The following is an 11,459-nucleotide window of genomic DNA, read 5'->3' as shown; positions in this document are numbered from 1 at the left end:
TTTGTAAAAATTCCGCGGACAAATGCTGTTCGCGGAAATTCCTTAAAGAATATTATACCATGTTCTATAAACACATATATTTCATTATTTTTACCTATTGCTAAACGCTTTTCAATCGTGAAAATGGCAATAAAGTGACTCAACATATTCCCCCATACCAACTAATAAACCCTCATCAACCTTATTAGATGCGTTATAATAAGAGCATGTCTAGAAAAATCGACCTGCCCTCCGCTGCGGAAATGCGGAAATTCCATGATTATTCACAGCGACGTTTTTTTTGGTCGCGTATTTCAATGCCGCAACGACTGTCGTTAGGTTTTTTAACCGTGATTACAGTTGGCGCACTATTATTGATGCTACCCATCAGTTATGTTGGTGGTCGTGATCATACATTTATGGATGCCTTATTCACTGCCACTTCTGCTGCATCTGTTACTGGTCTCACCGTTGTTGATACAGCAACCCATTGGACTACGTTCGGGCAAACCATTATCATGATTTTAATCGAAATTGGTGCTCTTGGATTTATGTCTTTTTCAGTATTGTTATTTACGGCCACTCGTCGGCAGATGGACTTGCGCAGTAAAATGATGGTGCAAGAGGTCTATAATTTACAAAGTCTATATGACACACGTGCCGTCTTTGGCTATGTGATTAAACTTTCGATTGCAATTCAATTCATTGGCACTATATTATTAGCACCCTTTTTTATTCATGATTTTGGTTGGGGCCGTGGTGCTTTTTATGCAATCTTCCATGCCATTTCTGCTTTTGGTAATTCAGGTTTTTCCATTTTGCCAAAAAACACTGCCGAGTATGTCAACCAACCCTTTGTGTTAGCGATTATTGCGGCCTTAGTCATTGCTGGTTCGTTAGGATTTTTGGTTTGGCGTGACGTGTTATTGTATCAAAAAACGCATCGTCTAACACTTCATTCAAAGTTAGCTTTGGTCATGACCGGCGCTTTAATCATTGGTGGTTGGCTTTTGTTCGAATTAACTGAACGCAACTTAGCGTTTGCCAGTGGCTTGTCACCCGTCATGCGTGTTTTTGATACGCTATTTATGTCTATTTCGTATCGTACCGCCGGATTTACACAGTTTGATGTCGGTGGTCTTGGGTCTGCCACTATTCTATTGACCATGATGTTAATGTATATTGGTGGTACGCCGGGCTCGACCGCCGGCGGTATTAAGACAACAACTCTTGGTGTCTTAATTTTACAAACGCATGCTGCTTTACGTGGCAAAAAAGATGTCACATTTGCTCATCGGCGCTTGACCCAAGAAAATATCATGCGAGCGTTGTTATTAGTTTGTGTGTCACTTGTTTTTCTTGGTATTCTGTCGTTTATGTTGATGCTCACTCAAAGTCATGCCGCCAACCACGGTCTGGAATATGTTATTTTTGAGGTGGTCAGTGCCTTTGCCACTGCTGGTTTGACACTTGGTCTCACGCCACATTTGACGACTTTTGGGCAATTGGTCATCATGTTAGCAATGTTCATTGGTCGTGTTGGTATTTATACCGTTATGTTTTCAATTTTGAATGTTCATGACGAAGCCGCACCGTATCGCTATCCCGAAGAATCAGTCATTATCGGATAAAAAATTTGAGGTAAATTATGAAACAAACTTACGCTATTATTGGACTTGGTCGATTCGGCGGTGCCCTCTTACAAACACTGATCGCTAACGGTCAGGATGTGATGGGTATTGATATTAATGAAGAAAATGTCAACGATTATCGTGATATTGCCACACAGGTAGTTGTCGCAGATGCACAAGAAGATGATGTCTTACGAAAGCTTGACATTGCAAGCTTTGATCACGTTATCATTGCCATTGGTCATAACATGCAAGCCAGCATTCTAGCTACCATCAACGCCAAAGATTTAGGCGCCAAAAATGTTATTGCTAAAGCGGAAAATCATACCCATTTGCGTGTGCTCACAAAAATAGGCGCTGATGTCGTTGTGCAACCGGAACGCGAGATGGGCGAACGAGTGGCACGCAAACTATTAGCGCCCAACATGTTAAACTTTATAGAGTTATCTGATGACTATTCAATGGCAGAAATACAAATTGTCAATCCTGCTTTTTACGGTCGTTCGATCAAAGACCTCAACATCCGCAAAAAATTTGGTCTGAATGTGATTGCCGTCAGGCATGCTAACGAAGTCATCGTTGCCCCAGAGGCAAGCTACACCCTTCAAGAAAAAGACATTGTATCAGTCGTTGATCCTAAAGATATGGTTGATGACTTCGACCAAATTACCAATCAACTTAATTAAATGCCCTCATCTAGCTGATTGATCTTATCAAACACGGCAAACAAATTATCCATTTCGGTTAAACGATACTTTTTAGAATTACGATCAAAAATAATTTCAGACTTAACTGGTTCACCAATTTGTAAGTCATGCAAAAAAGTCCGTATTTCTGAAATATCGCGTTGAACTGTCTTGCGCCCAACAAAAAACATGTCTTCGATTTCTTCTATTGAAAGCTCACGATGACTAATGAGTGATGAATATAAGCGTAAGATGCGTTGTTTGTCATTAAAAATTGTTTTCCGTGCTGCCATGATTTTCCCCGATTCAAAAACTAGTTTTATTGTATCAAATAAAACGTTTGTTCGCTATTCCAGTCTCATGACAAAAACAACCATTCCCATCTTAGATAAGCATGTTCCCTGCATTTTCAGGAGAAAGGACATATAATGTCTTTATTCGATATTTTCAAAAAAAAGCCCACTGAGAAAAAGCTTGATACAATATCTGAACCCGAACCACAAGCGCCTAAAACATGGCGCAATACTAGCGATGCCAATGAATTTTTTGAGGGTTATCAAGCAGCCATTAAGGCGCTTGAGTCCGAAGGTAAATCAGCATCAGCCGAAACGTTGCGCGCAGACAAAACCCAACTTCAACTGGATTTTATCGACCGCTTTGAAGTTGAAACACAACGTCAAATTACCAAAGTTACTGACATAGATGAACAGACTGATGCCATTATTAAAGCGATTGCAACCGTCCGCGCATATAACGCTGACATGCCAATCCAAGTTCGCACCCGTCTCGCACAAGCCAAAAAAAATTTGATTGGAGAAACAAAATGAAACTTAACGTTACATTAGAAAATCAATTATTACCCAATATTTATGCTAAATATGCCCCAGATAATTATCGTACCAATGGCATGCCTACTGTTAACTTTCCAGTCAATATTAGCGACATTCCCACGGGCACCGTATCATTATCAGTGAGTTTAATTGATTACGACGCTGTACCTGTAACTGGTTTCCCTTGGATTCACTGGTTAGCTGCTAACTTACCCGTTGCCAATATTCCAGAAAATTTGCGTGCAACCGGGACAGCTACTTTTGGTACAAATTCTACTTGGCACAATGTCCAAAAAATGGGTGAAACAGCTAATCCTGATATCAACCAAGCTTATATTGGCCCAATGCCACCCGACAAAACACACCAATATACGCTAACTGTGTTTGCCTTAGACACCAAATTAGATTTACAAGACGGATTCTTTCTGAATGAGCTGCGTAACAAAAGTCAAAACCACGTGCTTGCAACTGCAATTCTTGATTTACCCGCTCGCGCTTAACACTTCTTCGGAAGTGTTTTTTTTATGCAATAATTCAACGCTTATTCACCTTTATCATGCATATTTATTGAATTAAAATTCATTTTAATTTAATATTTAATCATTAAATGAGATAGGAGATTTGCAGTGACAATACAAAAAATCAAAGCGACAATTGTCGGCGTTACAGGATACGCCGGACTTGAATTGCTGCGTCTTCTTTATTCTCATCCCTTTATTGACGTTGCTATCATTACCAACACACAACCGGATGGTCATGACATCAGTGAACAATTCCCACATTTTTCTGGAATGTATAATTTGTCACCTGAAGCGTTTGACGCCTTGCATATTATGCAAAAAACTGACATTGTTTTTTTTGCAACATCCAGTGGTATCAGTAAGGATCTCGCGGAGCCCTTTATTCTTGCTAACTTTCCAGTGATTGATTTGTCTGGTGATTTCCGTCTCACTGCTGATGATTATCAAAAATGGTATCACAAAACGCCTGCAGAACCAGCATTGTTAGCAAAAAGTCAGTACAGTTTAGCTGATTTTTATGATAACGAAACGACAAGTTACATTGCCAATCCGGGTTGTTATGCAACAGCAACACTGTTAGCATTAGCACCACTAGCCCAACATCATTTACTCGATCAAAATAGTATCGTGATTGATGCCAAAAGTGGTTTGTCTGGGGCTGGCAAATCATTAACCACAGCCAGCCATTTTGTCAATGTCATCGATAATTTCACAATGTATAAACCAAATTCACATCAACACATTCCCGAAATCACCCAGCAGTTACATATTTGGCAACCAGATATTGCTCATATTCAGTTCACAACATCATTATTGCCAATTAATCGCGGTATTTTCGTCAGTGCTTATGTCAAATTAAAAGAACCTCGAACACCGCAGCAACTACAAGAACTATTTGAAAACACGTATGCTGACAAAACGTTTGTACGTGTCATGCCTAGCAATGAATTACCAAATATCAAGCAAGTTGTTGGCACTAATTTCGCGGATATCGGGTTAACTTACAACCCAGAGACACAATTTCTCACTATTGTTAGCGTCATTGACAACATGATCAAAGGCGCTGCCGGTCAAGCAATTCAAAATGCTAATCACTTTTTCGGTTTTACCGAATCAATCGGTCTAAATCTCATTGCACAATATGCTTAAGGACTACTTATGACAAAACTTCTCTCACAAATTCACACCATCACTGATGGCAATATTGCCACACCAAAAGGTTTTCATGCTGACGGTCAGCATGTTGGACTCAAACATAAATCAAAGGATCTTGGTTGGATTTATAGTGATGTACCTGCTAGTGTGGCTGGTGTTTTCACAACCAATCAAGTGCAAGCCGCACCGGTTCAGCTTGACAAAAACGTGATCCAAAACGGTCAAATACAAGCCATCGTTGTTAATTCTGGCAACGCTAATGCCGTAACTGGCGCCATTGGCTTGACTCACGCCAAAACGATGCAAGCCGTTACTGCTACGCAACTCAATATTTCACCAGAATTAGTAGCTGTTTCGTCAACGGGCGTGATTGGTCAGCCACTGCCTATCGACACTGTCACCGCCGGCATTGCAAAACTCAATATTGACGGTGATGCAGATAGCTTTGCCGAAGCAATTAAAACCACTGATACGGTCAAAAAAACCATCACAATTCAATCAGAAATTGCAGGGCATCAAGTGACTATGAGCGGTGTAGCCAAAGGCTCTGGCATGATCCACCCCAATATGGCGACAATGCTAGGTTTTATCACAACAGATGTCAGTATTACGCCTTCTCTTCTACAAACTGCATTGTCAGCTGACGTCGAAACTAGTTTTAATCAAATCACCATCGATGGTGATACATCAACTAACGATACGGTCCTTGTGATGGCTAATGGCGGCGCTCAAAATCCACCTATCACAACAGAAAATGATGATTTTTCCCAGTTCAAGATTATGCTTAACACTGTCACTACGGCACTGGCGATTGCCATTGCTAACGACGGCGAAGGTGCAACCAAACTGCTAACAGTCACCGTCAACCACGCACAGGATGGTCTTGGCGCACGCATGGTTGCCAAAAAAATCGTTGGCTCGTCCCTCGTCAAAACAGCTATGTTTGGTCAAGATCCTAACTGGGGACGTATCATCGCAGCAATTGGTGCTAGCGGTGTTAACATCAATCCCGATAGCATCGACATTGCTTTAAATGACATCACCGTAATGTCGGCTGGCGCTCCTATTGACTTTGACGCGCAACAAATGAGCGAGCAATTAGCACAACACGACATTGATATTACCATTGATCTACATGACGGCACTGCCACAGGTCAAGCTTGGGGCAGTGACCTCACATACGGTTACGTCAAAATAAACGCCTTATACACCACCTAACCCACCAAGTCATCACACATGGACGGAAAAAACTATGAAAAATATTCTGATTAAGATCGGCGGTAACGCTGCCAGCCAACTCACACCTGCTTTTTTTGAAACAATTAAGCATTGGCAAAAAAATAATTACAACATCACAATCGTTCATGGTGGCGGCGACAGTATTTCAACCCTGATGACCCAACTTAACGAACCTGTTGTCAAAATTGATGGTATTCGTCAAACAACACCAACTGGACTCGCTATCACGAAGATGGCATTATTAGGACAAGTTCAGCCAGATTTAGTTGAAGCATTCCGTCATCATGGTTTGAGCGCCATTGGTCTCAATGCCGAGAGCAATCAACTTTTGACTGGTCATTATATCAATCAGGAAGTTTTTGGTCTGGTAGGACAAATTGATCAAGTTAATACCCAACTAATTCAATCGCTTTGGCAGCAAAACTTGATTCCAATCATTGCACCACTAGCCATCACTAATCAAGGCCAGTGGCTTAATGTCAATGCCGATAGCGCCGCAACTACGGTTGCAAAGTTTTTGAAGTCTGATGAACTTTATTTGTTAACTGATGTGTCTGGCATTGAAGTCCACGGCAACATTTTGCAGCAACTCACACCACAACGTGCTATTGAATTACAGACTGAATCTGTCATTCATGGTGGCATGTTACCAAAAGTCAACAGCGCTTTTTCTGCCGTTAAAAACGGTGTTAACGCGGTTCATATAACTAATACAATCGCCAGTCATGGCACAACCATTTCAATGTGAGGCATCTCAATGACCCTTTTCCCAAATTACAAACGCGCGCCGATTACATTTGCCAAAATGTCCAATGCAACTTGGACTGATCAAACTGGCGCCGACTATATTGACCTATCCAGCGGTATTGGTGTCTATAATGTTGGTGCTAATAACCCGACTGTTGTTAATGCTTTAAAAACGCAAGCAGATCTTTTTTGGCATTTGCCTAATCTTTATGATAATCCACTACAAGAAACTGTCGCCAATAAACTCGGCGGTTCAGAGTATACTGTTTATTTTGCAAATTCCGGTGCTGAAACCAATGAAGCAGCCATCAAATTAGCCCGTTTGGTCACCAAGCGCCCAAACATCATCTCTTTTACTAATTCGTTTCATGGCCGAACTTATGCAGCCATGTCAGCAACTGGTCAAGACAGTATCCATCAAGGTTTGCCTATGCTGGACGGTTTTTTGTACGCCGAATTCAACAAAATTGAAAGCGTTAAGGCGTTGTTAAATGATGATGTGGCTGCCATTATGTTAGAACTGGTGCAAGGTGAAGGTGGCGTTGTTCCTGCCAATTCAAATTTTGTCAATGACCTTGTTGCTCTGGCACACGAACACCACACGTTGATCATTGTGGATGAAGTTCAAACAGGCATTGGGCGCACTGGGACTAAATTTGCGTATGAACAATTTGGGTTTACACCCGATATTGTAACTAGCGCTAAAGCTTTAGCAAATGGCATACCAGTGGGCGCAATGCTTGCCAAAAACCAATTTGCACCAGCCTTCAGCTATGGCACACACGGATCAACTTTTGGTGGTAACCCTTTGGTCATGGCTGCTGCCAGTGCCACACTTGATGAGCTCAACACAATTTTACCGACTATTTCTGATAAAATTGCCATTTTATGGAAGAATTTGGCTACTTTTTCTCAATTAGAGACTGTAAATGATGTCCGTGGCTTGGGTATGATGGCAGGAATCTCATTAAATGTACCTGTCGCAAAAGTTGTATCTGATTTACAGCAACAACATGTTTTGGCCCTCAGTGCCGGTCACAACACACTTCGGCTCCTACCTCCCTTGACCATTCCAACTGAACAATTGTTAATCGGTTTGGATATTATTAAAAATTCTCTTTCAAAATAATAAACGTTGACAAATATTTTTAATCTTGATATACTTTAATAGTTGATTATTCAACTAATTGCTCCATAGTTCAGCGGTAGAATAACGCACTGTTAATGCGCAGGTCCCTGGTTCGAATCCAGGTGGAGCAGTTTTATTATCAAATTAGTCAGTACATCGTTGACTATAATATCGTTCTCATAAAAAACTCGTGATATTAATATCACGAGTTTTTTATATGCAAAGTACTTAATCCTTTTGTTTTATCACCTCTGAAGGTTTCAAATCCAAAAACTCATATCCTGTTCCTGCAATAAATTTTGCAAATCCTAGATCATTGATTGCAGCAACAATCTCATACTCGTTTTTAAATGACGGTAGTCGTTTAATGTTTAGAGGATCCACCACTTTTAGGTTTTTCGGTGGATTCGTGACAAGTTGCCAAGCACCTAATGCACTCATAAAATTGAAATAATAATTATGACCACTTTTGTCTTCAATGATCAGCAAGGTTAAATACATCGGTCCTTCATTAGCGCCACCAGCCATAAAATTTTGATAATTAACCTTTTTAATTAAAACAGTAGCTTGTGACACATCTGCTATATCAATTGACAACTTTTCTTTATTTTTTTCATTCACTATTATTTTATCGGTCGTGATAGTTGCACTCATGAATCGATTAAAAATCTTTGAAAACGTACCATTATCAGGGTAAAACTGCCCATTGAGTTGCATCGCCCACAACTCAATAAAGTGATCATAAACCAACACCAGATTATCAGGAACTGACAAAATAGGCGGATTTTTCATTACTGTTTTTTGATCTTTCATTTGTGTTCTCCTTTAGCGTTAAACCGCCTAACTACACAATATGCACCTTATATAATTAAATATAACACTTTTGTGAATTTTTTATATTTAAATATCGATTATCACAGTCAACCAATAATAAAAAAAGAGAAATAATTCCAGCAAAGGATATACCTGTTATGTCTTATATTATTTATGTATTACTAACCAATGTTATAACTATCCTGTGGTTAGTAATCTTTATAGATGTGTACTCTCCTGGTCACTTGCACTCATATTCATTGCTATGGTATTAAGTTATAAGCGAAAAACTTTATAGTATTTTTCAAGGTAAAAAGCAAAACACACATTAAAAGAAGCGAACTTATCAGAATGTGCATGACCAAAGTAAAGCGATTGATTCTTTTAACAAAAAAATTAATCCAATGATTAATTTCTTAGGAGTGACTTTTTCAATTGAAAAATATCTTATTAACAATCATTCATTGATCAGTTACATACTTTTGAATTTCCTCTTTAGTCAAAACATGATTTTTTCCAGTCTCAAAGTTTCGAAATATCCAAACGCCATCTTCCTGCATTAAATACACTGGACTAGCATTTCGGCTAGCATCATTTCCCAATTCAGACGCTGTAACGGACGTAGACGCAGCAAAACTTTTACCAGATGTTTCTGGAACATTTTTTGGTCGCTTAGTTCCTTTTGGTCCAGGAATTGCCGCATTTTCACGAGATACCTTTTGGCTCATCTCTTGATCCATTTTCTGACTACTGATGGTATCTTGCCAAGATTTCAATGCCATAAAAATTAATATGCCAATTATTAATCCAGCAATGATAATATATCTCTTTTTGTAATTTTTCATAATTACGCCTCTCTCATTCTGACACCTTAATACTAATCATCTACTTCCCTATGGTTTATTTGGCTTGAGTATACTTTCTATAAAATAAAGAATATCATGATATTCTTTCGTATATCCAAATCGTTTAAATACCGCTAAATCATCAAGCATATCATCGTATATTTGTTGATCAAATCCTTGTTTTAAACTAAAAAGTTTTGAGTAGGTTAAGTAGTAGATTGTGTCGGTCAAGGTTCTAGTGTCTAGGGAGACAAATTTTTCAAAGGCTTGCAAGTACAATTGCGCATCCTGCATATTATTTCTGTCAAATGCTAGAACCGTGGCATTATGGGCGTACGCTATTTGCAAATAATGCTTTTGCACAGCGCTAAAAGGCAGTTTATCTAACGAACGGATCATTCTGTTATGGTAGCTCCGAATAAAAGTATCATCAAACAAAAACAAGACATCAAGATACATCAAAATGTCACTTAAAAACCACGTTTCAAACCCAAATAAATAATTCTGAATCTCATACGTTATTTCTTCGCGATTTTCTAACGGCAAATTATTAATTTTAGCATAGACCGCTTGAACGCGTAATGCGTTGATTTGGTGCTTTTTAATTTTCGTCTTGTCATATAAAAGCAACTCTTGATTGATTAGGGTTTGACTATTTTGTTCATTATAATAAGCTGCATACAACTTTTTTTGATAGTCCTGAGAATCAATCCAACCATCAGGATTGGCCAACATAAAAAATTCCGTCGGATGAATATCAAGTTTATCCAAAAAACGTAATAAAACATTGGCATCAATATTGCCAGATTTCTCCATTCGCGATAATGCTGCTTGTGATGTAATATTTTGGGCCAACTGCTGTTGACTCAATCTTCTAGAGACTCTGATTTTTTTCAACAATTGTCCTTGGTTCATACTCATCCCCACCCTCACAATAAATTTTATCCGATTTTGCATAAAATGTTGTGCGTTATTACTTAAAGCATATCATACACTTATACAGTTTATTTGCAAAAAGCACATGAAGAGAGGTATATCGTATGCACTTTTTAATGACTCTATTTTTCCCCTGGCTCCCCACTGGTGGTCTGTAATAAAAACTAAAAATATTAGTCTGCCGTTGAAAAAAATCTTGAATAATATGGCATGATGACAAACCATCAATTTGGATTGCCATTTTTTGTCGTGTTAAGTAACACCCGATTAACAAGGCTACGGCTCGTTCACAGGCTCGGGCATACTCACGAAAATCTATGAAGATTTTAACCTCGACACCGGAAAATATACAGTCAGACACAAAGACCCGCATTGGTGCTAAAAAATTGAAGCCGACAATAACGGCTAATAATCAGTTTGCACACTATTCACACCTATTTGATAAATACGATTAATTGGAGCAAGACCATTTATGATTGATAACCTCTATACATCCTTACCAATAACTTCTATCAAAGATAAAGTCACCATTTTTTTCGTCGACGCTTCAATGACTGACAAATTAGAAAGCCTGTATTTGCAATTTATGTCAGAACTACCGCGAGTTAATCCAACATACGCCACCTTTTTAAAGAAAAAATGGCATCAAATTGCCCTAGTTTTTTTAATGGAAACGGTGCTAGTCACCACTTTAATGATGTTTTGGTTAATCAATGGGCAACTAAAATTCAGCTTAATAATGTTATCAATGATGCTATACGGCGTTGTGATTTGCTTAGCGCTTTTCCGATTAAGGCAATACAGATTATTGAAGAAAGGTATTTTTTCTACCAGAAGTCAAGTGTTTCAATGCATTTAGCTTCTTTTTCTTATGATGCAATTGATAATAAAGTACTACTGAAATAAGCCGATGTCTTCACATTGGTTTTGCAAAATGTTAGGCTTATA

At 38.9% G+C, this 11,459-nt stretch carries 14 protein-coding genes and 1 tRNA gene; 11 read left to right on the top strand and 4 right to left on the bottom strand.

The genetic code is table 11. The annotated features are described in order from the left end of the window. Positions 1-206 precede the first annotated feature (206 nt). Together FF105_RS08775 and FF105_RS08770 are read left to right on the top strand one after the other, a co-directional pair. A complete protein-coding gene (locus tag FF105_RS08775) occupies positions 207-1,610 on the top strand; it encodes a TrkH family potassium uptake protein (protein WP_031941306.1) in 1,404 nt (467 codons plus the stop codon). A 17-nt stretch (positions 1,611-1,627) separates the two neighbouring features. Then, positions 1,628-2,296 (top strand): potassium channel family protein, encoded by a 669-nt coding sequence (locus tag FF105_RS08770; protein ID WP_290046683.1) that lies wholly within the window; start codon positions 1,628-1,630, stop codon positions 2,294-2,296. Here the strand turns inward: FF105_RS08770 and FF105_RS08765 are convergent. Further along, positions 2,293-2,589 (bottom strand): HTH domain-containing protein, encoded by a 297-nt coding sequence (locus FF105_RS08765; protein ID WP_004911862.1) that lies wholly within the window; start codon positions 2,587-2,589, stop codon positions 2,293-2,295. The genes FF105_RS08770 and FF105_RS08765 overlap by 4 nt on opposite strands. Positions 2,590-2,724: 135 nt before the next feature. Between FF105_RS08765 and FF105_RS08760 the strand changes: the two genes are divergently transcribed. The 7 genes from FF105_RS08760 (at position 2,725) to FF105_RS08730 (ending at position 8,048) form a co-directional block, all read left to right on the top strand. Further along, positions 2,725-3,123: a hypothetical protein gene (locus tag FF105_RS08760; protein ID WP_010292597.1), complete on the top strand. Its 399-nt coding sequence runs from the start codon at positions 2,725-2,727 to the stop codon at positions 3,121-3,123. Beyond that, positions 3,120-3,626, top strand: a complete 507-nt coding sequence (locus FF105_RS08755; protein ID WP_010292595.1) for a YbhB/YbcL family Raf kinase inhibitor-like protein — start codon at positions 3,120-3,122, stop codon at positions 3,624-3,626. The genes FF105_RS08760 and FF105_RS08755 overlap by 4 nt, the downstream gene beginning before the upstream one ends. Before the next feature lie 126 nt (positions 3,627-3,752). Then, positions 3,753-4,796, top strand: a complete 1,044-nt coding sequence (gene argC, locus FF105_RS08750) for an N-acetyl-gamma-glutamyl-phosphate reductase (RefSeq protein ID WP_290046682.1) — start codon at positions 3,753-3,755, stop codon at positions 4,794-4,796. Between the two features lie 9 nt (positions 4,797-4,805). Continuing rightward, on the top strand, positions 4,806-6,020 hold the full coding sequence (argJ, locus tag FF105_RS08745) for a bifunctional glutamate N-acetyltransferase/amino-acid acetyltransferase ArgJ (RefSeq protein ID WP_147651134.1): 1,215 nt from the start codon (positions 4,806-4,808) through the stop codon (positions 6,018-6,020). 34 nt (positions 6,021-6,054) lie between these two features. Beyond that, the gene (gene argB, locus FF105_RS08740) at positions 6,055-6,789 is read left to right on the top strand and encodes an acetylglutamate kinase (protein WP_010292589.1); all 735 of its coding nucleotides are present in this window, start codon (positions 6,055-6,057) and stop codon (positions 6,787-6,789) included. 9 nt (positions 6,790-6,798) lie between these two features. Then, the gene (locus FF105_RS08735) at positions 6,799-7,917 is read left to right on the top strand and encodes an aminotransferase class III-fold pyridoxal phosphate-dependent enzyme (RefSeq protein WP_010292586.1); all 1,119 of its coding nucleotides are present in this window, start codon (positions 6,799-6,801) and stop codon (positions 7,915-7,917) included. 59 nt (positions 7,918-7,976) lie between these two features. After that, positions 7,977-8,048: transfer RNA gene (locus FF105_RS08730), tRNA-Asn, on the top strand. 97 nt (positions 8,049-8,145) lie between these two features. Here the strand turns inward: FF105_RS08730 and FF105_RS08725 are convergent. From FF105_RS08725 to FF105_RS08715, 3 genes are all read right to left on the bottom strand, one after another. Further along, the gene (locus FF105_RS08725; RefSeq protein ID WP_010292583.1) at positions 8,146-8,730 is read right to left on the bottom strand and encodes a hypothetical protein; all 585 of its coding nucleotides are present in this window, start codon (positions 8,728-8,730) and stop codon (positions 8,146-8,148) included. A gap of 461 nt (positions 8,731-9,191) precedes the next feature. Next, positions 9,192-9,575: a hypothetical protein gene (locus tag FF105_RS08720; RefSeq protein WP_010292579.1), complete on the bottom strand. Its 384-nt coding sequence runs from the start codon at positions 9,573-9,575 to the stop codon at positions 9,192-9,194. Between the two features lie 48 nt (positions 9,576-9,623). Next, on the bottom strand, positions 9,624-10,490 hold the full coding sequence (locus FF105_RS08715; RefSeq protein ID WP_010292576.1) for a helix-turn-helix domain-containing protein: 867 nt from the start codon (positions 10,488-10,490) through the stop codon (positions 9,624-9,626). Between the two features lie 338 nt (positions 10,491-10,828). On the opposite strand from FF105_RS08715, the gene FF105_RS08710 reads away from it, so the two are divergent. Continuing rightward, positions 10,829-10,966 (top strand): hypothetical protein, encoded by a 138-nt coding sequence (locus FF105_RS08710; protein ID WP_010292574.1) that lies wholly within the window; start codon positions 10,829-10,831, stop codon positions 10,964-10,966. Positions 10,967-11,150: 184 nt separating this feature from the next. Continuing rightward, positions 11,151-11,417, top strand: a complete 267-nt coding sequence (locus tag FF105_RS08705; protein WP_290046681.1) for a hypothetical protein — start codon at positions 11,151-11,153, stop codon at positions 11,415-11,417. The last annotated feature ends 42 nt before the right edge of the window (positions 11,418-11,459 follow it).

It is taken from the genome of Leuconostoc sp. UCMA20149 (assembly GCF_030400235.1).
Classification (GTDB): Bacteria; Bacillota; Bacilli; order Lactobacillales; family Lactobacillaceae; genus Leuconostoc; species Leuconostoc pseudomesenteroides.
The sequence above is the reverse complement of the archived record's forward strand: the minus strand, read 5'-3'. Positions and strand labels throughout refer to the sequence as shown.

What these genes read in the sequence shown, in the direction of transcription:
- FF105_RS08720 (WP_010292579.1), bottom strand. Translation starts at nt 9,575, where the DNA reads ATGAAAAATTACAAAAAGAGATATATTATCATTGCTGGATTAATAATT.
- argB (WP_010292589.1), top strand. Translation starts at nt 6,055, where the DNA reads ATGAAAAATATTCTGATTAAGATCGGCGGTAACGCTGCCAGCCAACTC.
- FF105_RS08715 (WP_010292576.1), bottom strand. Translation starts at nt 10,490, where the DNA reads ATGAACCAAGGACAATTGTTGAAAAAAATCAGAGTCTCTAGAAGATTG.
- FF105_RS08760 (WP_010292597.1), top strand. Translation starts at nt 2,725, where the DNA reads ATGTCTTTATTCGATATTTTCAAAAAAAAGCCCACTGAGAAAAAGCTT.
- FF105_RS08755 (WP_010292595.1), top strand. Translation starts at nt 3,120, where the DNA reads ATGAAACTTAACGTTACATTAGAAAATCAATTATTACCCAATATTTAT.
- FF105_RS08765 (WP_004911862.1), bottom strand. Translation starts at nt 2,589, where the DNA reads ATGGCAGCACGGAAAACAATTTTTAATGACAAACAACGCATCTTACGC.
- FF105_RS08705 (WP_290046681.1), top strand. Translation starts at nt 11,151, where the DNA reads ATGGCATCAAATTGCCCTAGTTTTTTTAATGGAAACGGTGCTAGTCAC.
- FF105_RS08775 (WP_031941306.1), top strand. Translation starts at nt 207, where the DNA reads ATGTCTAGAAAAATCGACCTGCCCTCCGCTGCGGAAATGCGGAAATTC.
- FF105_RS08725 (WP_010292583.1), bottom strand. Translation starts at nt 8,730, where the DNA reads ATGAAAGATCAAAAAACAGTAATGAAAAATCCGCCTATTTTGTCAGTT.
- FF105_RS08710 (WP_010292574.1), top strand. Translation starts at nt 10,829, where the DNA reads ATGAAGATTTTAACCTCGACACCGGAAAATATACAGTCAGACACAAAG.
- FF105_RS08735 (WP_010292586.1), top strand. Translation starts at nt 6,799, where the DNA reads ATGACCCTTTTCCCAAATTACAAACGCGCGCCGATTACATTTGCCAAA.
- argJ (WP_147651134.1), top strand. Translation starts at nt 4,806, where the DNA reads ATGACAAAACTTCTCTCACAAATTCACACCATCACTGATGGCAATATT.
- FF105_RS08770 (WP_290046683.1), top strand. Translation starts at nt 1,628, where the DNA reads ATGAAACAAACTTACGCTATTATTGGACTTGGTCGATTCGGCGGTGCC.